Source organism: Streptomyces hamibioticus (assembly GCF_047946815.1).
Classification (GTDB): domain Bacteria; phylum Actinomycetota; class Actinomycetes; order Streptomycetales; family Streptomycetaceae; genus Streptomyces.
The window spans coordinates 2,363,900-2,383,545 of the sequence record NZ_JBKKQY010000001.1; the positions used below are offsets into that span (position 1 = coordinate 2,363,900).

Annotated in this window: 20 protein-coding genes; 14 read left to right on the plus strand and 6 right to left on the minus strand. The window is 72.1% G+C overall.

Annotation, left to right across the window (positions count from 1 at the left end; all coding sequences use genetic code 11):
* Positions 1-144: 144 nt before the first annotated feature.
* Positions 145-3,441 (minus strand): AAA domain-containing protein, encoded by a 3,297-nt coding sequence (locus ACLGIH_RS10430; RefSeq protein ID WP_416524954.1) that lies wholly within the window; start codon positions 3,439-3,441, stop codon positions 145-147.
* A 139-nt stretch (positions 3,442-3,580) separates the two neighbouring features.
* Between ACLGIH_RS10430 and ACLGIH_RS10435 the strand changes: the two genes are divergently transcribed.
* Together ACLGIH_RS10435 and ACLGIH_RS10440 are read left to right on the plus strand one after the other, a co-directional pair.
* Positions 3,581-3,844, plus strand: coding sequence for a CopG family transcriptional regulator (locus tag ACLGIH_RS10435; RefSeq protein WP_416524955.1), 264 nt, complete (start codon positions 3,581-3,583; stop codon positions 3,842-3,844).
* Positions 3,841-4,263 carry a type II toxin-antitoxin system VapC family toxin gene (locus ACLGIH_RS10440; protein ID WP_416524956.1) on the plus strand — a complete coding sequence of 141 codons (423 nt, stop codon included), beginning with the start codon at positions 3,841-3,843 and terminating at the stop codon, positions 4,261-4,263. Before ACLGIH_RS10435 ends, ACLGIH_RS10440 begins: the two co-directional genes overlap by 4 nt.
* Positions 4,264-4,466: 203 nt before the next feature.
* On the opposite strand, the gene ACLGIH_RS10445 is transcribed toward ACLGIH_RS10440, so the two are convergent.
* Entirely contained in the window at positions 4,467-4,880 is a 414-nt protein-coding gene (locus ACLGIH_RS10445; protein ID WP_416524957.1) for a winged helix-turn-helix transcriptional regulator, read from the minus strand.
* 63 nt (positions 4,881-4,943) lie between these two features.
* Between ACLGIH_RS10445 and ACLGIH_RS10450 the strand changes: the two genes are divergently transcribed.
* The gene (locus tag ACLGIH_RS10450) at positions 4,944-5,348 is read left to right on the plus strand and encodes a YybH family protein (RefSeq protein ID WP_416524958.1); all 405 of its coding nucleotides are present in this window, start codon (positions 4,944-4,946) and stop codon (positions 5,346-5,348) included.
* Between the two features lie 139 nt (positions 5,349-5,487).
* On the opposite strand, the gene ACLGIH_RS10455 is transcribed toward ACLGIH_RS10450, so the two are convergent.
* Positions 5,488-5,688 carry a hypothetical protein gene (locus ACLGIH_RS10455; RefSeq protein ID WP_416524959.1) on the minus strand — a complete coding sequence of 67 codons (201 nt, stop codon included), beginning with the start codon at positions 5,686-5,688 and terminating at the stop codon, positions 5,488-5,490.
* A gap of 555 nt (positions 5,689-6,243) precedes the next feature.
* On the opposite strand from ACLGIH_RS10455, the gene glxA reads away from it, so the two are divergent.
* A complete protein-coding gene (gene glxA, locus ACLGIH_RS10460; protein WP_416529335.1) occupies positions 6,244-8,238 on the plus strand; it encodes a radical copper oxidase GlxA in 1,995 nt (664 codons plus the stop codon).
* 152 nt (positions 8,239-8,390) lie between these two features.
* A complete protein-coding gene (locus ACLGIH_RS10465) occupies positions 8,391-9,224 on the plus strand; it encodes a DUF4142 domain-containing protein (protein WP_416524960.1) in 834 nt (277 codons plus the stop codon).
* A gap of 67 nt (positions 9,225-9,291) precedes the next feature.
* Here the strand turns inward: ACLGIH_RS10465 and ACLGIH_RS10470 are convergent, their stop codons facing one another.
* Positions 9,292-9,825: a MarR family winged helix-turn-helix transcriptional regulator gene (locus ACLGIH_RS10470; protein ID WP_416524961.1), complete on the minus strand. Its 534-nt coding sequence runs from the start codon at positions 9,823-9,825 to the stop codon at positions 9,292-9,294.
* A 385-nt stretch (positions 9,826-10,210) separates the two neighbouring features.
* Here ACLGIH_RS10470 and ACLGIH_RS10475 point away from each other — a divergent pair, with 385 nt between their 5' ends.
* The 5 genes from ACLGIH_RS10475 to ACLGIH_RS10495 all read left to right on the plus strand — a co-directional run bounded on the left by ACLGIH_RS10475 (position 10,211) and on the right by ACLGIH_RS10495 (position 13,747).
* Positions 10,211-10,717, plus strand: coding sequence for a nitroreductase family deazaflavin-dependent oxidoreductase (locus ACLGIH_RS10475; protein ID WP_416524962.1), 507 nt, complete (start codon positions 10,211-10,213; stop codon positions 10,715-10,717).
* A 173-nt stretch (positions 10,718-10,890) separates the two neighbouring features.
* Positions 10,891-11,538 (plus strand): hypothetical protein, encoded by a 648-nt coding sequence (locus tag ACLGIH_RS10480; RefSeq protein ID WP_416524963.1) that lies wholly within the window; start codon positions 10,891-10,893, stop codon positions 11,536-11,538.
* A 22-nt stretch (positions 11,539-11,560) separates the two neighbouring features.
* Entirely contained in the window at positions 11,561-12,220 is a 660-nt protein-coding gene (locus tag ACLGIH_RS10485; protein WP_416524964.1) for a TetR/AcrR family transcriptional regulator, read from the plus strand.
* Positions 12,221-12,270: 50 nt separating this feature from the next.
* Positions 12,271-12,966 carry an ABC transporter ATP-binding protein gene (locus tag ACLGIH_RS10490; protein ID WP_416524965.1) on the plus strand — a complete coding sequence of 232 codons (696 nt, stop codon included), beginning with the start codon at positions 12,271-12,273 and terminating at the stop codon, positions 12,964-12,966.
* On the plus strand, positions 12,953-13,747 hold the full coding sequence (locus tag ACLGIH_RS10495) for a hypothetical protein (RefSeq protein ID WP_416524966.1): 795 nt from the start codon (positions 12,953-12,955) through the stop codon (positions 13,745-13,747). Before ACLGIH_RS10490 ends, ACLGIH_RS10495 begins: the two co-directional genes overlap by 14 nt.
* Before the next feature lie 7 nt (positions 13,748-13,754).
* On the opposite strand, the gene ku is transcribed toward ACLGIH_RS10495, so the two are convergent.
* Positions 13,755-14,882 carry a non-homologous end joining protein Ku gene (gene ku, locus ACLGIH_RS10500; protein ID WP_416524967.1) on the minus strand — a complete coding sequence of 376 codons (1,128 nt, stop codon included), beginning with the start codon at positions 14,880-14,882 and terminating at the stop codon, positions 13,755-13,757.
* An 86-nt stretch (positions 14,883-14,968) separates the two neighbouring features.
* On the opposite strand from ku, the gene ligD reads away from it, so the two are divergent.
* Positions 14,969-15,850, plus strand: a complete 882-nt coding sequence (gene ligD, locus ACLGIH_RS10505; RefSeq protein WP_416524968.1) for a non-homologous end-joining DNA ligase — start codon at positions 14,969-14,971, stop codon at positions 15,848-15,850.
* Between the two features lie 78 nt (positions 15,851-15,928).
* Here ligD and ACLGIH_RS10510 read toward each other — a convergent pair whose 3' ends face one another.
* Entirely contained in the window at positions 15,929-16,732 is an 804-nt protein-coding gene (locus ACLGIH_RS10510) for a nuclease-related domain-containing protein (protein ID WP_416524969.1), read from the minus strand.
* A 98-nt stretch (positions 16,733-16,830) separates the two neighbouring features.
* Between ACLGIH_RS10510 and ACLGIH_RS10515 the strand changes: the two genes are divergently transcribed.
* The 3 genes from ACLGIH_RS10515 (at position 16,831) to ACLGIH_RS10525 (ending at position 19,440) form a co-directional block, all read left to right on the plus strand.
* The gene (locus tag ACLGIH_RS10515; RefSeq protein WP_416524970.1) at positions 16,831-17,337 is read left to right on the plus strand and encodes a protein-tyrosine phosphatase family protein; all 507 of its coding nucleotides are present in this window, start codon (positions 16,831-16,833) and stop codon (positions 17,335-17,337) included.
* Between the two features lie 112 nt (positions 17,338-17,449).
* On the plus strand, positions 17,450-18,199 hold the full coding sequence (locus ACLGIH_RS10520) for a hypothetical protein (RefSeq protein ID WP_416524971.1): 750 nt from the start codon (positions 17,450-17,452) through the stop codon (positions 18,197-18,199).
* Positions 18,196-19,440 carry an ATP-binding protein gene (locus ACLGIH_RS10525; protein ID WP_416524972.1) on the plus strand — a complete coding sequence of 415 codons (1,245 nt, stop codon included), beginning with the start codon at positions 18,196-18,198 and terminating at the stop codon, positions 19,438-19,440. Before ACLGIH_RS10520 ends, ACLGIH_RS10525 begins: the two co-directional genes overlap by 4 nt.
* Positions 19,441-19,646: the final 206 nt, after the last annotated feature.

A 19,646-nucleotide genomic window follows, 5' to 3' on the forward strand; every position in this document is an offset into this window, starting at 1 on the left:
CCGCGACGACCGGCGCGGAACGACTTCGTCAACGGGCTCGACCCCGACGCCGGCTCCCGCGAGGTCTTCTCCTTCCACCGCCCGGGACGGTCGCGGCCTCGATGCGGCGCGCGGACCAGTCCCCGACCGCGCCGACCTTCGAGTTCAGCGACGACACTCCGACCCGAAGCGCACCGCCGCTTCCCACGCCCGGGAGCCCTGCCGTGCCGGGCACGCCCGGTTGAAACACCTCCAGTACCAGGAGCCGTCGCCTCGACGCCGCAGGTCCACGTCGTCTCCCTTGCACGCACCGCACCGCGGCGGTTTCGCGAAGTCCTCCGCGTGTTCGTGGGTCAGGATCTTGCGGGCGAAGTGGCCACCCTTGATAGTCAGCATCACCTCACGGGAGCGGCTCTGCGAGAGGGTGTTCAGGCTGCCCAGCAGAACCGTGTGCTCGTCGATGACGACGATCTTCTGGTGCATGACGTTGACGGAGACGACGGTGGGAACCACGGCCCGCAGCTGCTTGACCAAGTGGGACTGTTTCTTCTGTCCCGTGTCGTAGGGGTCGCGGACGAAGACCGTCACACGGACTCCTCTGCGTACCGCGTCCTCCAGCACCGGGAGCAGGCTGAGCAGGCGTTTCGCGGTCCAGGGGGACCAGATCCACAGGGAGGTGCGGGCTTCGGCCAGGCGGTCGGCGAACGACTCGTAGAAGGAGATCTCGTCGTGGACGTCGGAGACTTCCACGTGGCGCGAGAGAACGTCGGCGAGGCGGGTGCCGAACGGACCGAGAGGGAGATCAGGCCGGCCGCCTGGCGCGATGAGCTGAGTGGCGGGGACCGAGCGGGCACGCCGGTCGCGGATGAGTGCGGCGAGCATGCCCATGGCCGTCTGTTCGCCCGCGGCGAGGATGCGGCTGCGGCTTCCGAGGACGTACAGCCTGGTCTGTACGCGCGTGACGGCGACGTTGAAGAGGCGTACGCCGTTGCGGGCCCAGGTCGTCGCCTCGGGGACCCGAGTTGCCTGGGACATCCAGAGGCCGTCGCCGTAGTCGTCCTCCACGGTGTCGAAGACGACCACCGGGAACTCACGGCCCTGGAAGCGGTGTGCCGTGCCGACTTCGGCGACCTGGCCGTCTGTCGACTCGTGGTCACGGAGTGCCTCCAGGGTGGCTTCCGCCTGTACTGGGTAGGGCGTGACGACTCCGGCCGTCTCGCCGTCCTCGCGGTGCAGGTCGATCAATGCGCGCGCCAGCAGGGCGCCGGACGGCCACCATCCCTTGCGGCGGCCCGTGCGGTGGGCCTGGGCGAGGCTCTGGAGTCCGTCGGTATCGATGATCACGATTTCGGCGTCGTCGGGTGCGCGCCGCGCGGCGCGTTGTTCGACGCCGGGGCCGGGTTTCAGCACGCCGTCGTACGCGAGGGCGTTCGCGAGGCTCATGACGTCGTGGCCGAAGCGGTGCTGGACGTCCAGGACGACACAGCCGGGGTGGTTGACGGCAGCGGCCGGTGACTCGATGCCGAAGTGTTCGTAGACCTCGCGCAGGATCCAGCGGGCGACATCCGGCCGTTTCCTGGCGTCGAGTTTCGGCAGGACAGGGCCGAGCTGCATGAAGTCTCCGAGCAGAACGGCCGTGGTCTTCGCCTTGCCCACCGCGAGGAGGACTTCGGGCAGGGTCGCGGCTCCGGCCTCATCGACCAGGACGACGTCGTACTCGCCCTCGAACACCGCTCTGGTGGTGCGGAAGCGGGCGAGCGTGGTGGCCACGAGCTTCGCACCCCGGATGATCTCGCCCTGGGCGTCACGGGCGAGTTTGTCGTACTCCTCCTGAAGTTCGCGGTGGCGGCGTTCCAGGGCCGGACGGCTCTCCTGATCCGCGACGACTTGAGGCTTGAGGGCGGTCGCCAGAGCGTGACGCCTGGGATGGCCGAGGCGGTCGGCCTCCGCGACGCGGTCCTCTGCCGCTTGCGAGATGCCGAGTTCCCTGACGAGGGGATCCAGGCGGGCGGCGGTGGTCCTGTGGGTTCGTCGGGCCTGTTCCAGGTCGTTCTCCACCGTGCGCAGGGTCGCCTGCCGGAGCGTGATCTCCTGCTTGCTGAAGGGGATCCGCGCGCGGATCTCCGCCAGTCGTCCTGTGATGCCTGCCTCTTGGCGCGCCAGGACGGAACGAGCGTCCGCCGCTTTCTTCTCGGCTTCCCGGGCCGCGGTTCGTGCCGTCTCCAGACTGGCCCGCGCCGTTTCCCTGTCCCGCCTTGTCCGGCGCTTCGCGAAGCCTTTCAGCTGCTCAAGTCCGTCCAGAAACTCCTGAGCCGCAGCACGCTCGCTGTCAGCCAGAAGTGCCTTCGTCTCCAGATCGGTGACCGCTGACCGCAGTCGGGCGAGGTGTGCCTGGTGCTCGTCGTGGGACTTCCAGTCGGCTTGGGCCTGTTCCGTCGCCTTCACTGCTTCAACCGCGGCCTGGTACGCCTCTTCCAGCTGCGTGACCGTCTCTCTTGCCGCCTGGGAGTCGCGGTGCGTCTCGACGCGAGCTCTCTTCAGGGCCTCAGGTGTACGGGCGGGATCGCCGAGCCTCGTGCGGTCTGCCGCGTACGCCACCGGATCGAAGTCGGTCAGGCTGCCCTCCAGCTCTTCCAACTGACGTGCTCGCTCCCGGGCTTCGACCAATTGAGCGGCGACCGCGCGACGCCGTGCATCGGCTTCGGCCAGCCGTTCACGCACCATCAGGGTGAGACAGACGCTCGCGTCCTCCGCAACCTCTCGTAGGTGGGGCGGCCCCACTCGGACGATCTCCCCGTCTGCGTGCCGCCGCTCCTTCACTACGCCCCACAGGGCGTTGTCCACGGCGATGTTGGTGGCCGAGACCAGCAGAACCCGCTTGCCCCGCGCGATCAGATCACCGATGGCCCGCTTGAGGACCGTGGTCTTGCCGGTGCCCGGCGGGCCCCAGACCAGCCACAGGCCCTCACCCGTGCAAGCGCGGTACGCCTGCTCCTGGGCCGACAGGAGCACGCCCTGCGGCGGCCCGGTCGGTGCGAGCCGACCCGTGCCCGCCTCGCCGCGGGCCATGAGGTGAGCCAGCGGGGCGTCGGTGAGCGTGGCCATGCCCTCTCTCAACGCCTTGACAAGGAAGCCAGTGGGCTGCGGTTTCATCCACAGATGGGGGTCAACCGGGTCCGCGAACTCTGGAACGCGCACCCGCAAGGCGGTACCGTCCTTGAACACGTCGAGGACGGAGTGGCCGGCATCGACACCGCTCTCGTCGGGCCCGGCCAGTCTCAGGCTGTCGCCCTGAAGCTGATCCGTCCCGGAGTCGGAGCCACGCACGTCGACGACGTACTCACCGGGCTTTCGGCCCCGTACCGCCCGCCCCAGGGGGCGCCACCGTGGCTCCCGCGCCGGCACGCCCTCGTGGGCCACCCAGGCATCCAACGCCGAGACGACTTCTTCCTGCCAGCCCACGTTCCCCCGCTACGACCGCGCCGCCTGGATCTTGATCCGTAGTACCAGGGCAGCCCAGCGCTGACCACCACCAATCTGGCCAAGGTGAACGGCGGTCGGCTCGATACCCAGTGGTAGCATCCGAGGTAGCATGAAGAGCATGAGCGAGCCTACCCAGAAGTACTCGATCACTATGCCCCGGGACATCGCCGAAGCCGCCCGCGCCCGTAGTGGCCCCTCCGGTCTGTCCGCCTACGTCGCCGCCGCCGTCGCCCGCCAGATCGAGCGCGACAACCTCAACGAACTCATCCAGGTCGCCGAGGCACAGCACGGCCCCATCACTGATGACGAGGTGCAGGCCCTGCGCGACCAGCTCCACCAGGCACGCGCACAGCAGACCGGCGATGAGGCGAGCGCGGCGTGACAGGCTCCCCTGCCACCCCTGCCACCCCGGGCGGCACGCTGGTACTCGACAGCGAGGGGCTGGCCAAGGCCGTGCTGCGCGACCGCACAGTCACCGCCTGGCTCACCCTGGCACGCGCCGATGACCTGCGTGTGATCACGTCAGCGGCCACTCTGGTGGAAGTCGTCCACCCACGCATCAACCGCCCGGCCCTGGAGTGGACACTCTCCCGCCTCATCGTGGAGCCGGTCACCGACGCAGTCGCACGCCACGCCGCCGCCCTGCTCACCGACGCCGGCCTGCACGGCCACAAGTACGCCATCGACGCCATGCTCAGCGCGACCGCCCTTGCCGCCCCTGGGCCCGTCACCGTGCTCACCTCCGACCCGGAAGATGTCACGGCCCTATGCGGAACGCGCGCCACCGTCATCAAGGTCTGACGCCCAAAATTGGGATGAACCGAACATTTCTCCATCGCGGGAAGGTGCCCAAAGTCCCCGTCACCAGCGGAAACGCTGAGGCCGGGGTCTTCGCCTTTGTGCGGGCGTGTGCGGCTCGGAGCGGCCGTGTGCCAGGGGCCGTGGATGAGCTGTGGACGGGGTCTTGGAGCGTCGGCGCAGGTGAGACGGGCCCGTCTCGCCGATCAGTGACCTGGGCTGGTCGCACGGCTGGTCGCGGCCCTGCTGTTTCGTGGTGCGGCATGCGCCCCCCAGTCCCACAGAGCCTGGAGGACAGGGCCGAGGCGGTGTCCACTCGGGGTGAGTGCGTAGCGCACCCGCGGCGGCCAGCCCGGGCGGCGGTCGCGCTCGACGACTCCGGCCTCGGCGAGCCGTGCCAACCGGTCGGACAGCACCTTGCCGGACAGCATGGGCAGGGCCGTACGCAGTTCGCTGTAGGAGCGGTCGCCGCGCAGAAGTTCGCGAACCACCAGCGTCGTCCAGCGGCCGTTCAGTGCCGCCAGCGTGATCTCCACCGGGCACTCGGGGGTGGGGGCGGTGACGTTCGCGCGCGGGTCGTCGGGGAGTCCTGCCGGGTGACCAACCGTTCGGTGAGTCACGAGATCGCCTTCTGACGTGTGGAGCACTTCCATACTCCCGGCCCGGAAGGACGTCTGTCGATCATGCGGACCTTGGCCGATCGGCCCGAAGAGGTGCCCGCGGTGTTCGCCGAGCGGTTCAACAGCGGCGACGCCGCCGCGTTGGCGCAGGTCTACGAGGACGCGGCAGTGCTGGTCCCGCAGCCGGGAACACCGGCGGCCGGCCTGGACCTGCACGCCGCGAACGGCCGCCTGCAGAAGCTCGGAGTTCCCATCTCGGTGCGCCCGCGGCATGTGTACCGCAGCGGAGACCTGGCGCTGCTGATAGTCGACTGGGTCATCAGCGGGACCGACCTGGAGGGACAGGCCGTGCACGTCGAGGGCACTGCCACCGACATCGCCCGGCGGGGTCCGGACGGCCGTTGGCGGTATGTCATCGACAATCCCTTCGGCACCGCGCACGGCAACTCCCGACCGAGGACACCGTGAACCCAGCGCTCTGAGCGAGCGCACCCGCCCGCCCTGGCCCCCGTGCCTTCCGGGCCGGGGAAGGCGACGAGTGACGCGTGAAGGACCGCCATGGCCCCCGGATCGGGTGATCAGGGGGCCATGGCGGGTTCGCCTGTGGTCACAGGGCGGTGGCGTGGACGCCCGTTCCGGCCGCGAAGCCCTCGGTGGAAGCGTCGGTCGCGAGGTCCGCGCACACGCCCGCCGTCGACGACTCCACGAAGAGGCCGCCGGCGCCGCCGGCCGCGAGGCCGCCGGAGACGGTGTCCAGGTCGGCGTCGGAGATCTCGGCCGCTTCGATCTGGGAGGGGAGGTTCATCATGCGCTGTTCCCTTCGGAATGGATACATGGAAATGGCGGTGTTCGCCCGGCTCCCGAATGGGGAATTCGTCCCGGCGACCCGCACCACGCGGAGGATCAAAGCATGCCGGGAAAGGGGCGGCCAGCCGTCCGAGGCTCCGCCGGGACCCGGCGCGAACAGCGACTTCACAGGTGTGACGGCGTGGTGACCTGATACGCCGGATCCTTCACGTGAACCGCTGGTTCGCTGCACGCGCGACGCTTGCCGTCGTTTCACGGGAGAGACACCTCCGCGCACAGAACGCCTTATTCCGGCACGGTCGTGATTACCGTTCAGTTTTCGTATGACCCGCCGGTGAACGCTGTGCAGGTTTACTGGATCTTCGGCTCCCGAGGCGGCCGGCCCGGTTCTGCGACCCGGCCGCCGCCGTGCGCGCCTTGCGCGAAACGGGCCATTTTGCACCGTGCAAACGAGTGTGTCGCCCCCGGCCGCCCGCCCCCGCGAGGTAGTCGTCGATACGTCCGTCCGTCCGTCCGACCGTCGACCCGCCCGCCGTGGAGGCAGCCCATGCAGCACATGCCGCCGGAGCAGCCGGAGCAACCGCCGCAGCCTCAGTCGCCGAACCAGCCGTCGTCCCGGATCTCCGCGCGTCTCGGCCGCCGGAAGACCTGGTTCGGGGCGGCGGCGATCCTCGCGCTCGCGGCGGTGAACGCCCCGGCGGTCAGCGGGTTCGCCCACGACGCCTATCACCGGTGGGAGATCAGCCGGCCCGAGTACAAGGCGCGGTACGGGCACTGGTCGCTTGCCTCACTGCCGCAGAAGTACCAGCTCAACGCCATCCACGCGGTGCTGCTGCACACCGGCAAGGTGCTGCTCGTCGCCGGTTCCGGGAACGACGTGGAGCTGTTCGACGGAGGAGTCTTCAGGAGCACGCTGTGGGACCCGGCCGAGGACACCTTCAAGAAGATCGACACCCCGGCCGATCTGTTCTGCGGCGGCCATGCCCAGCTTCCCGACGGCAAGGTGCTGTTCGCCGGGGGCACCGCCCGCTACGAGGTGCTCAAGGGGGACGTCAAGCGGGCCGGCGGCGCCATGCTGGTCAAGAACGAGGACCCCGACCAGGCTCGTACCTTCCCGAAGGGAACCGTCTTCCGGTCGCCGTCGGGGGTCGAGTACCGGTCGCAGTTCGAGGTGCGGGTGCCGGCCGCGAAGAAGACCCCCACCGGGGAGGGCGGCGAGGTCGAGGTCACCGCCAGCGAGGCGCGGGTCTTCGTCGAGGCGGTCGAGGAGGGGCCGCTGGGCATCACCAACACCACCGAGCAGTACGCGATCGAGGGCCTGAAGGGCAAGGACGCCGACAACTTCTACGGCATCGCCAACAAGCTCGGGCTCGACAAGAAGGACTTCCAGGGCATCAAGTACGCCTACGAGTTCGACCCGGTGACGGAGAAGTACACCAAGGTCGACTCGATGAAGGAGGCGCGCTGGTACCCGACGCTGACCACGCTCACCGACGGGCGGGTGCTCGCCGTCTCCGGGCTGGACGACATCGGGCAGGTCGTGCCCGGGAAGAACGAGATCTACGATCCGAGGACGAAGAGGTGGTCCGCGGCGCCGACGCGGTACTTCCCCACGTATCCCTCCTTCTTCCTGATGGACAAGGGGAAGATCTTCTACTCCGGGTCCAACGCCGGTTACGGTCCCGCCGACAAGGGCCGCGAGCCCGGTCTGTGGGACCTGGCGGACAACACCTTCACGCCGGTCGGCGGGCTGAAGGACCCCGACATCCTGGAGACGTCGTCGTCCGTGCTGCTGCCGCCGGCGCAGGAGCACAAGGTGATGGTGCTCGGCGGCGGAGGCGTCGGCGAGTCCCGCGCGGCCACCTCGCGGACCGCCGTGGTCGACCTCGACGACGACCGGCCCCGGTTCGAGCCGGGGCCCCGGCTGCCGGAGAACACCCGGTACCTGAACAGCGTGATCCTGCCGGACGACACGGTGTTCACCACCGGCGGCAGCCGCGACTACCGCGGCAAGGGCGCCAGCGACATCCTCAAGTCGCAGATCTACCACCCGGAATCGAACACCTTCAGCCGGGCCGCCGACCCCACCGTCGGGCGCAACTACCACACCGAGGCCCTGCTGCTGCCGGACGGCCGGGTCGCCGTCTTCGGCTCCGACCCGCTCTTCTCGGACCGGGCCAACTCCAAGCCGGGCCACTTCGAGCAGCGCGTCGAGGTCTTCTCCCCGCCCTATCTGCACCAGGGCGACCGCCCCTCCCTGACCCGCCCCGGGCGGCCCGAGGTGGCCCACGGCGACGAGGTCACCCTCCGCTCCGACGACGCCGGGCGCATCGGCCGGGTACGCCTGATGCGGCCCGGGTCGGCCACCCATGTCACCGACTTCGACCAGCGGTCGGTCGCCATGGACATCACCCGGCGCGCCGACGGCTCGCTCACCGTCCGGGTCCCGGACGACCGGGCCCTCGTCCCGCCCGGCTGGTACATGGTCGTCGCCTCCGACCGCAGGGGCGTGCCGTCCGAGGCGGTGTGGGTGCATGTGGGCCAGTCATGAGCCGGGCATGAAGTCGAGCACGAAGTCCGGCATGTGGTCGGGCACGTAGTCGGTCATGATGTCGGGCACGAATCCGCGCGGGCGGTGATTGATCCGCCCTCCGCGTCCGTACCTCCTGGGGTAGAACCGCTCGCGTCGCCCATGGAGGCACCATGCCCATGTCCCGCAACAGGATCGGCGCGCTCGTCCTGTTCGGTGTGATGAGCCTGACCCTGACCGCCCTGGCCTTCCCGGCGATGGTCGGGCTGGAGGACAAACCCGGGGATCAGGAACGGGTCGTCGCCGCCACCCGCTGGGGACCGCTGACCGAGGCGGACCGTGACTTCGTGGTCAAGGTCCGGGCCGCCGGGCTGTGGGAGTACCCCCTGGGCGAACTGGCCATGGCGCGCGGTACGACGAAGGAGATGAAGGAGGCCGGCGAGCATCTGATCGTCGGGCACGCCGGGCTGGACGCGGCCTGCCGCGGCATCGCACCGAAGCTCGGGATCACGCTGCCGAACAAGGCCAGCCCGCAGCAGCGGGAGTTCGTGGACACGGTGAAGTCCAAGAGCGGCAAGGAGTTCGACGTCACCGCGGTCACGATCATGCGCGTGACGCACGGGCAGATCTTCCCGGCCATCGCCAACATCCGGGCCAGCACCAAGAACACCCTGGTGCGTCAGCTGGCCGACCTGGCCAACGACACCGTCCTGGACCACATCACGGTGCTGGAGAAGACCGGACTGGTCGACTACGACGAGGTCTCCTTCATGCAGACCGCCCCGGCCAAGAACCGGCGCGACTTCGTCACCCCGCCGCCGCCCCAGCCGGGCGAGCCGATGGTCGTCCTCACCCCGCGCCCGGACCTGGACGTGAACACCGGCGGCCCCACGCCGCCGCTTCCGTCGGCCACCTCGTCCCCGCCCCCGTCGGCACCGTCGGCACCGTCGGCACCGGAGCCCCCCTCGGTGTCGCCCTCGGCATCCCCGTCGGCGTCGGTGGGCTGACCCCGGGGGCGTGGGACGGTTCGCCGGGGCGCCGGAGGCAGCGCGGCGGGACTTCGAGGGGGCGGCCTCACGCCTCCGGGGGGACCGTGGCGGCCGGCCAGCCCAGCGGGTGCGCCCCGGGGTCGTCCGGCACCGGGGCGAGCGGCTCGCCGCCGGCCTCGCTGAAGGCGGTGAGCGCCTCGACGAGGGCCGCCCGCTGGGCCGGCGCGAGCCGGGCGACGACGGCCGCGATGTCGGCACGGCGGTGGGCGGTGACGTTCTCGACGGTGCTGCGGCCCTCGTCGGTGAGGCGCAGCAGGGTCTCACGGCGGTTGTCGGGGTTGGTCTGCCGGTCGGCGAGCCCGGCCGCGATCAGCCGGTCGACCATGCGCATCGCCGTCGAGGGCGCGACCTGGAGCTGCTCGGCGAGTGTGACCAGCTTGGTGGCGCCCCGGGTGGACAGCACGACCAGCATCCGGAACTGCGGCAGGGTCACCCGCTCCTCGACCGCGGCGAGCGACCGGGCCGAGATCGCCACGAGCAGCCGGGAGGCGGTCAGCACCGCACGGGTGACCGCCTCGACATCGTCCATGGCCCCGTCGGGGATCTCGTGCTCCGGCATGGGTCCTTTCTACCGCGTCCACCGCACGTCTCCCCGGGCGCGGGCTCCCGCCGCCCCTCCCGGTCGCCACCCGGCTGCAGCCTGGTCGCACCCCGGTCGCCGCCGGGTCACCGCCCGGCCGCAGCCGGGTCACCGCCCGGCCGCAGCCGGGTCACCGCCCGGCCGCAGCCGGGTCACCGCCCGGCCGCAGCCGGGTCACCGCCCGGCCGCAGCCGGGTCACCGCCCGGCCGCAGCCGGGTCACCGCCCGGTCGCAGTCGGGTCGCAGCCGGGTCACCACCCCGTCCGTGACCACAGTGGTGCAAAGGGGCCCATCGGGCCCTCCCGTGGACCTTTCGACTGTGCAAAGGTTGGCCGCCAAGGCCCCCGACCCTGGAAAGGCCACCATGGCGCGCACCGACACCACCTCCCGCCGCCCCCGGATCCCCACCGGCCTGCGGCGCCTCGTCGCACGGCTGCCGATCCTCCTCTTCCGCGCGGGACTCGGGCCGCTGCTCGGCAAACGGCTGCTGTTGCTGCACCACACCGGCCGGGTCTCCGGCCTCGACCGCCGGGTGGTGCTGGAAGTGGTGGCCCACGACCCGGACACACCGAGCTGGACCGTCGCCTCCGGTTTCGGCCCCGAGGCGGACTGGTACCGCAATCTGCGCCGGCAGCCCAAGACCGTCATCCAGTTCGGCAACCGCCACCACGCCGTCACCGCGCACTTCCTGTCACCCGACGAGGGAGCCTCGATCATGGCCGACTACGCTCGGCGGCACCCGGGGACGGCCCGCCGTCTGTGCTCCTTCATGGGGTTCGACGTCGACGACGGCGAGGCGTCGTTCCGCGAGGCGGGACGCTCCATCCCCTTCGTCGGGCTCGACGCCGCCACCGGCCGCCGGCGGACCTGACCGCGGTCGCCCCCGAGTCACTGGTGGTCTCATTTTGCGCTGTGCAATGATCGAGTGGGGGCCCGCCTGCGACCGAGTACCGTTCGGCGCCCAGGAGTGACACCGGTACGGTGATGCGGCACAGGACGGTGCGCCGGCCGCCGGCGGGCCCCCTCCCGCGAGAGGAAGGGAACGTGAGCGCTTCCGGACCCGGCGGTACGACGCCGGAGGAGCCGGACGGCACGCCGTCCGTCCCCGATGACGTCTGGCTGAAGTTCCTCACGGACAGTGAGCGCGCCATACGGGCCTCCGCGCCACGGGAACCCGCCGCGCGGGAGCGACTGGCGGACGGGGAGCCCGAGCCCGCCGTACGTCCGAAGCGTCCGGGGCATCCCGAGCATCCGGGGCGTCCGGGGCGTCCGCGCGAAGAACGCGAAGAAGCGGTGGGCGACGGCCACGGCGGCGCGACCCCCGTCGGTGAACTGTGGCAGCCGGAGGACCCGTGGACGGGCCCGTCCTGGCGCGAGCTGGACGGCCGTGCCCGGTTCCGGCGGGTGGGCCGGGTGGTCGCCACGGCGGCGGCCGTCGCCCTCGCCCTGACGGCGTGGTCCCAGCTGTCCACCGGCACGGGCACCCCCGCGGTCGTCCCCGAGGGCACCACCGTGGAGCGGGTGGAGGAGGCCCCTGCCGGGGTCCCCACCGCCGCCTCGCCGTCGCCGGACCCGGCACGGGCGACCGGGGGCCCGGAGTCCGCCGGCCCCGGCCCGCACACCTCGCCGTACGACTCCCCCTACGTCTCTCCGTACGCCTCGTCCGGCCCCTCCCCCTGGACGATGGGCTGAACAAGCGTTTAGCACGCTGTACATGCGTTCAACCCCCGAGGGCCGGAAGCACGAAGGCCGGAAGCACGAGGACCGGAAGGACCTGACCACCCAGGCCCTCATCCGCGACGAGGCGCTGAGCCTGTTCGCCGAGCACGGACCGGAGTCGGTGACGGTACGGCAGATCGCCGCGGCCGCGGGTGTCTCGCCGGGGCTCGTGGTGCACCACTTCGGCTCGAAGGACGGGCTGCGCCAGGAGGTCGACGGGCACGTCCTCGCGGTCTTCGAGGCGATGCTGGGCGAGCTGACCGGCGAGGGCGGCACGGAGCTGCTCGACCCGGGCGCCGGACCGGCCTCGCTGAGCGCGGTGTTCACCCGCCACCTCCCGCCCGACTCACCGCTGTCCGGCTATCTGCGCCGGCTGCTGCTGTCCGGCACGGACGCGGGGCGGCAGCTGTTCCGCCGCCTGTTCGACCTGAGCCGGGCGGCGCTGGCGGAGCTGGTGGCGGCCGGGCAGGCCGTGCCGGGCCGGGACCCCGAGGTGCGCGCGGCCGTGCTGCTCGCCAACGACCTGGCCCTGGTCCTGCTGCGCGACCGCATCGGCGAGGTGCTGGGCACCGACCCGCTGTCGGCCGACGGCATGGCGCGCTGGGCCCCGGAGCTGCTCAGCATCTACGCCGGCGGACTCAACGCATCCCCGTAACCGAGAGGCGTCCGAGCAGGGCGCGTCCAGGAAGGCCAGGGAGACTTCGCATGCCGACCGGATCAGCACCGCCCGCACCCCCGACACCCCCCGCGTCCCCTTCTCCCTCGTCGCCCGTGCTCAGCGCCCGCGACCTGCACAAGTCCTACGGCAGGCACCGCGTGCTGCGCGGCGCCGGCCTCACCGTCGCCCCCGGGCAGCTGGTCGGCGTCGTCGGGGAGAACGGCGCCGGCAAGCCCACCCTGCTCAAGGCACTGGCCGGCACCCTGCCCCTGGACCGCGGCGAGGTGACCCTGTCCGGGGCGCTCGGCTACTGCCCGCAGGACCCGGTGCTGGGGTCGAGCCTGACCGTGGAGCAGCACCTGGACTACTTCGCCGCCGCCCACCGCCTGCCCGACCTCGACCGCGGCCGGGAACTGATGGACCGGCTCGGTTACCAGCGCTACGCCCGGACGGTCGCCGGGGAGCTGTCCGGCGGGACCCGGCAGAAGCTGAACCTCACCCTCGCCCTCCTCCACGACCCGGACGTCCTGCTCCTCGACGAGCCGTACCAGGGCTTCGACTGGGAGACGTATCTGCGTTTCTGGGACCTGGTGGAGGATCTGCGCGCCCGCCGCAAGGCCGTCGTGGTCATCACGCACCTCGTCTTCGAGCCGGACCGCTTCGACGTCCTGGCCGACCTGAGCGAGGGCCGGCTCACCGCACGCACGACCGCAGGAGAGGAGCAGCGGCGTGTCCACGCCTGACACCTCCGCACCCCGCCCGCTGTACGGCCAGTTCCCCACCGCCCTGCGGTTCTCGGTGCGCGACCAGACCCGCAACCGGCTCGCCGGGCTGCTGCTCCTGCTGTTCGTGCCCGCCTGGTACCTGCTGATGGAGGCCCTGGCGGCGGGCGAGACGCTGGACTTCAAGCTGTACTCGACCGGCGAGGTGCTGCACGTCGACGGCGGTCACCTCACGCTCGTCTCGGCCGGGCTCAACTCCGTGACGATGATCGCCGGGTTCGTGGTCTTCGACGCCGTGCGCAAGGCGCTCGCCTTCGACCGGCGGCTGGTCTTCGCCGGCTACCGGCAGTCCACCCTCATCGGCGCCAAGACCCTCGCCGTGGCCCTGGTGGCCGGCGCGATCGCCCTGTACACCGCGCTGGCGGTGCTGGCATTCTGGCGCCCGTCGGCGGGCGGCTGGTTCGCCGTGCTCGCCGGGTTCGCGGTCATCGCGCTCACCTACGGAGCCCTCGGGCTGCTGCTCGGCGTGCTGGTCAAGCGGGACCTGGAGGGGTTCTTCCTGATCATCATGGGCGGGCTGATGGACACCTTCCTGCAGAACCCGCTGGGCAATCCGCTGGCCAACGAGCCCGTTCTGCAGTGGTTCCCGTCCTTCGGGCCGATGCAGTTCGCGGTCGGCGGCGCCTTCGCGGACTCGGCGCTGTGGGGGCACCTCGCCCTGGGGTCGGCCTGGGCGGCCGGGTTCAGCGCGGTGGGGCTGGTCATCTTCCGGGCCCGGGCCCGGGACCGGCGGCCCGGCTGAAGGCCCGTCACGCGCTGCGTCTGCGGGACGCCGTCTTCTTGGCCGGGGTCTTGGCCGGGGTCTCGGCCGGGGTCTCGGCCGGGGTCTCGGCCGAGGATTTGGCCGAGGATTTGGCCGGGGTCTTGGCGGGCGTCTTGGCGGGCGTCTTCCTGGCGGAGCCCGCGGTCTTCTTGGCGGTCGTCTTCTTCGCGGACTCCCCCGACTTCGCCGTCGACTTCTTCGTCCCGGAGGCGGTCTTCCCGGCTGCCGCCGTCTTCTTCGCCGTGGACGTCGACTTCTTCCCGGACGGCTGCTTGGGGGCGGCGCGGGAGGCCTTGCGCTGCGGCAGGGTCCGGACCTCGGCCCGAGCCGGTTCCTCGCCGCGCGACTCCCGCGCCGCGCGGACGCTGTTCTCCAGCGCCGCCATCAGGTCCAGCACCTTCCCCGGAGCCGCCGGCTCGGGCGTCTCCGGCGGGGCCTCGCCGGCCGCCTTGGCGGCGATGACCTCCTCCAGCGCCTCGCGGTACTCGTCGTGCAGGTCGTCGAGGTCGATCTCGCCGAGGGTGTCCATCAGGGCGTCGGCGAGGTCCAGCTCCTGGTCGCGGACGGTGACGTTGGTGTCGGGGGCGACGCCCTCGGGGGCGCGGACCTCGTCCGGCCACAGCAGCCCGTGCATCGCGATCGCGTCGTCCACCACCCGCAGCATGCCCAGCCGCTCCCGGCCGCGCAGCGCGAACTTGGCGATGGCGACCCGGTTGCTGCGCTTGAGGGCCTCGCGCAGCAGCGTGTACGGCTTGGCGGCGGGCGCCCCGCTCGCGGCGAGGTAGTAGGCGGAGCCCATCTGGAGCGGGTCGATGCGGTCCGCCGGGACGAAGGCCACGATCTCGATCGTCCGCGCGGTCGGGATCGGCAGGTGGGCCAGGTCCTCGTCGGTGATCGGGACGATCGTGCCGTCGGCGTCCTCGTAGCCCTTGCCGATCTCCGCCTGGGTGACCTCGCGGTCCTCCAGCTCGCAGACCTTGCGGTAGCGGATCCGGCCGCCGTCCTCCGTGTGGATCTGGCGGAAGGAGATCGAGTGGCTCTCGGTCGCGTTCACCAGTTTGATCGGGATGCTGACCAGGCCGAACGAGATGGCGCCGTTCCAGATGGATCGCACGTGCAGCACCTTTCCGGTCGGTCGGGCAGTTCATCACGGTTGTCGCGGTTCCGTGTGATTCGCGAGTTTCGTGGGATTCTCATCGTATGGCGCCTATCACGGAGGTGGAGGGGCGGCGGGTGGCCCTCAGCAACCTGGAGAAGGTGCTGTATCCCGCGACCGGTTTCACCAAGGCCGAGGTCCTGCACTACTACGCGACGATCGCCGACGTCCTGCTGCCCCACCTGCGGGACCGGCCGGTGTCCTTCCTGCGGTATCCGGACGGGCCGGACGGCCAGGTGTTCTTCACCAAGAACGTGCCGCCGGGTACGCCCGACTGGGTCACCACGGCCGAGGTGCCGAGGTCGGAGGGGCCGGCCCGGATGGTGCTGGTGCAGGATCTGCCCAGCCTGATGTGGGCGGCCAACCTGGTGACCGAGTTCCACACCCACCAGTGGGTCGCCGCCGACCCCGGCGAGGCCGACCGGCTGGTGTTCGACCTCGACCCGGGGCCGCCCGCCACCGTCGTGCACTGCTGCGAGGTGGCCCTCTGGCTGCGCGAGCGGCTGGCGGCGGACGGGATCGAGGCGTACGCCAAGACGTCCGGCGCGAAGGGGCTGCATCTGCTGGCCGCGGTGCGCGGGTCGTCGTCCGAGCGGGTCACGGAGTACGCGAAGGGGCTGGCGGTGGAGGCGGAGCGGGTCATGCCGCGACTGGTGGTGCACCGGATGACGCGGAGTCTCAGGCCGGGGAAGGTGTTCGTCGACTGGAGCCAGAACGCGGCCCGCAAGACGACGGCCACGCCCTACACGCTGCGGGCCCGGGCGGAGCCTGCCGTGTCGGCGCCGGTGACCTGGGAGGAGGTGGCCGAGTGCGGGTCGCCCGGACGGCTGGTCTTCCGTGCGGGGGATCTCGGACCGCGGGTCCAGGACTACGGGGATCTGCTGGCGCCGCTGTTCGACCGGGGGGCTGCCGGGCGGCTCCCGTAGCCCGGGGCTGCCGCCCCCGGACCCCGCCGCGGCCCGGACGGGCTCGTCCCCGGACGCGGGACGGGCCGCCGGCGGCCGTCAGAGTCGTGTCCAGGCCCTCCTGTCGCGGGCCATCGCGTGCAGCGCCTCCACATCCGCCGGTTTCAGGACGCCGCCCAAGCGGGCCAGGCCGCCCAGCTCGCCGTCGGTGAGGACGCGGACCCGGCGCGGCGGGGCCGTGACGGTGACGGCCGCCGGGCCGACCAGGGCCAGCACGGGGTGGACCTCAGCGGTCAGGGCGTGGCAGGCCCGGTCGGCGTCGGCGCGGACCCGGCGCAGCAGCGGCTGCGGCTCGCGGCGGCCCAGTGCGACCAGCGGGTCGGTGATCCGGACGCGGGCCTTGCGGGCGTGGAGCGCGTGGACGGCGAACAGGCCGCCGGGCCCGATCACCAGGTGGTGGACGCGGTCGCCGCCCGGCAGCGGGATCGAGTGCAGGGTGTGCCAGCCCGCGCCGTCGAGCCGGTCCAGGGCCTGCCCCACCGCCTGCTCGGCGGTGAGCGCCCGGCGGCGCGGGTCGGGGCGGAGGCGGTGCGCCGGGCCGGGATCGCGGTCCAGGGCGATCAGGAGTGCCTCGCCGGGCCGGTTGGGGGCCAGGTCGTCGTCCGGGTGGAGGGACAGCCGGGCCAGCTCCGCAGGGGTGGGGGCCGGGGGCGGGCCCACGGTCACGGGGCCGGTGAGGAAGGGTCCCAGCGCGTCCAGTACGTCGTCCCTGCGGTCGTCCCTGAGCAGGTTGACCCGGGCGCTCTCCCGGTCGTACCAGGCGATGTTCCCGCCGTCGGCGTGGCAGACGTACAGCCGCTCCCCGCCGTGCCGCCAGGTCGGTATGACGCGCAGTCCGCTCATGCACCATCACCCCAGACCATGGGAACAGGCGGGGTGCTCCCGGGGCAAGAACCCGGCTACCTTTGACAGGGTTGGGACGGGACGACGGGAGGGCGCCGTTGCGTACCCGCGGAAGACAGTCGGACGTGCCGGCTCCGGACAGTCCGTGGAGTGAGATCGTGCCCCGGCTCTGGATGGGCGGGCACGAGGTCCGCAGGCCGTCGGGGCAGGTGGAGCGCGTGGTGGTGCGGGACGAGTTCGATCTCGTCCAGTCCCTGCTGCGGCTGCCCGGCCACGGGCCGGTGCCGGATGTGGAGCACCACGTCTGGCCGATCCCCGACGGGCCGCTGGACGGGACCCAGCTGGCGGGGGTGTTCCGGCTCGCGGAGGCCACGTGCCAGGCGCTGGACGAGGGCCGCAGGGTCCTCGTCCGCTGTTACCACGGGTACAACCGTTCGGGTCTGGTCGTCGCCCACGCGCTGATCCGCCGGGGCGGCACGGCCGAGGATGCGGTCCGGCTGATCCGGGCCCGCCGCTCGCCGTGGGCGCTGCACAACGACCTGTTCGTGGAGTATCTGCGGGCCGGACTGCCGACCGTCCGGCTGCTGGAGGAGCTGGCCGAGTAGCCGGCGGCGGCCGCCCGTGCGCCTCTGCCCGGGCACACGGACCCGTTTTCACAAAAAGGACTTCCGTACGAATAGGGTGTACGGGCCCCGACCAGCGAACCGCAGGAGTGCCGTGCCCCCCAGCCGTCGCAGGCGCGCCGTCCGGCGCACCGCCGCCGTCGCCCTGCTCTGGGCGTCCGCGGCCGGCTGCGACGACGCCGGCGAACTGCGCGACGCGGGGGCGACGCCGACCGCGATCAGTCCGGCCCGGTTGTGGCCCGACCTGCCGGCGGCGTCCAGCCCGGCGTGGGATTTCGACGAGGCCGAGACCGAGGCCGTCAAGGGCGTCACAGTGCCGGGCGACGACATCCGCGAGGTCGCTCCGGCGGCGGTCGTACGCGCCGAGATCGCGGCGCATCCGGACGACTACTCCGGGGCCGAGGCGCCGTACCGGGAGACGGCCCGGCGGATGGACGACTGCGGCCCCGACGGCGACCGCGACCGGTGCCCGCTGCTCAAGCCGTACTACCGGGATCTGACCGGTGACGGGCGCGCCGACCTGACGCTGGGCTTCCGGCTGCCGCCCACCAACCAGACGGCCGTGCGCGTCTACACCGTCATCGATCACCGCCTCGTGCAGGTGATGTCGAACAACGACGCCGTCAGCGGGGTGGAGCTGACCGGGCGGTCGGTGATCATCCGCTCGCCGTCCGAGGTCGCGGGCTACGAATACCGGTTGCAGTGGACCTGGGACGCCGACGAGCGCGCGATGCTCCTCACCCACGACGAGATGCTGCGCACCGACGACCGCGAGCGCGCCGGGCACCCCTCGGCGCCGCCCTCACCGTCGTCGTCGCCCTCGCCCTCGGCGAGCCGTCGATGAGGCTCGCCATGCCCCGGTGGGCCGGCACGCTGGCCGTGAAGGCCGCCGTCTTCATCACCGTCATGTGCTGCGCCCTCGCCGCGCTGCTGGGCGTGCTGGTGCACGTCTCGGTGACCCGCCAGACGGCCGACCAGGCCCGGGACCGCGCCCTGTCGCGGCTGACGGAGGCGACGAAGGCGTACGAGGCCGGGGACACGCTCGCCCCGTGGGCCGGGATCGACCCGCCGGGTCTGCCCCCGCCCCTGCGGGCACGGGCGCTGGACGGGCAGCGGGCGACGATGGTCGCCGACCACTCCGGGCGGCCCACGATGTGGGCGGCCGGGCCCGCCGACGGCAGCCGGGCCCTCGCGGTCGAGGTGGACTACTCGCAGAGCAAGCGCACCATCGACGGCCTGGACCGGGCGATCGTCTGGTCGTCCGCGCTGGCCATCGGGGTGACGCTGCTGGTGGGTGCGTTCGCGGTGACCCGGGTGACCGGACGGCTGCACACCACCGCCCGGGTGGCCCGGCGGATCAGCGCCGGCGACCTGGACGCGCGCGTGGACGACCCACGGACGCGGGACGCGGCGCGTCCGCAGGACGAGGTGGCCGCGGTCGCCGCCGCGCTGGACTCCATGGCGGGCTCGCTCCAGGGCAAGCTGGAGGCCGAGCAGCGGTTCACCGCGGACGTGGCGCACGAGCTGCGCACCCCGCTGACCGGCCTGCACGCGGCGGCCGAGCTGCTGCCACCGGGCCGGCCGACGGAGCTGGTCCGGGACCGGGTCGCCGCGCTGCGCACGCTCACCGAGGACCTGCTGGAGATCTCCCGCCTGGACGCCGGGCGGGAGCGGCTGGAGGCGGACAGCGAGGAGCTGGGCGCGCTGGCCCGGCGGGTGGTGCGGGCCTCCGGCACCGACACGCGCGTGGACGTCGTCCGGGACGCCCGGGTGGAGACCGACCGGCGGCGGCTGGAACGGGTGCTGGGCAATCTGGTCGGCAACGCGCACCGGCACGGGCGGGCGCCGGTGGTGCTGACCGTGGACGGGCCGCGGGTCACCGTGCGGGACCACGGGGACGGCTATCCGGAGTACCTCCTCGCGCACGGGCCGCAGCGGTTCCGCACGGAGAGCGGTTCGAAGGGGCACGGGCTCGGGCTGACGATCGCGCTGGGCCAGGCGGAGGTGCTCGGTGCGCGGCTGGAGTTCGGCAATGCGCCGGATGGCGGGGCGGTGGCCACGCTGACGCTGCCGCGGCGGTCCTGACGCGTCGGACAGACGGGCTTCTCTCGCCCCCGCCGCCCCTACCCGTCCCGTCCCCTGGGAGCTGCCGTCCCCGGACCCCCGCTTCGGCCTGAACGGCCTCGTCCTCAAGCGTCGGACGGGCTGGTCAGTCAGCCCCTCCGGCGTTCGAGGAGCGGGGGTCCGGGGGCGGCGGGGCGAAGCAAGGCGTGGGGTCCCGCCCCGATGGC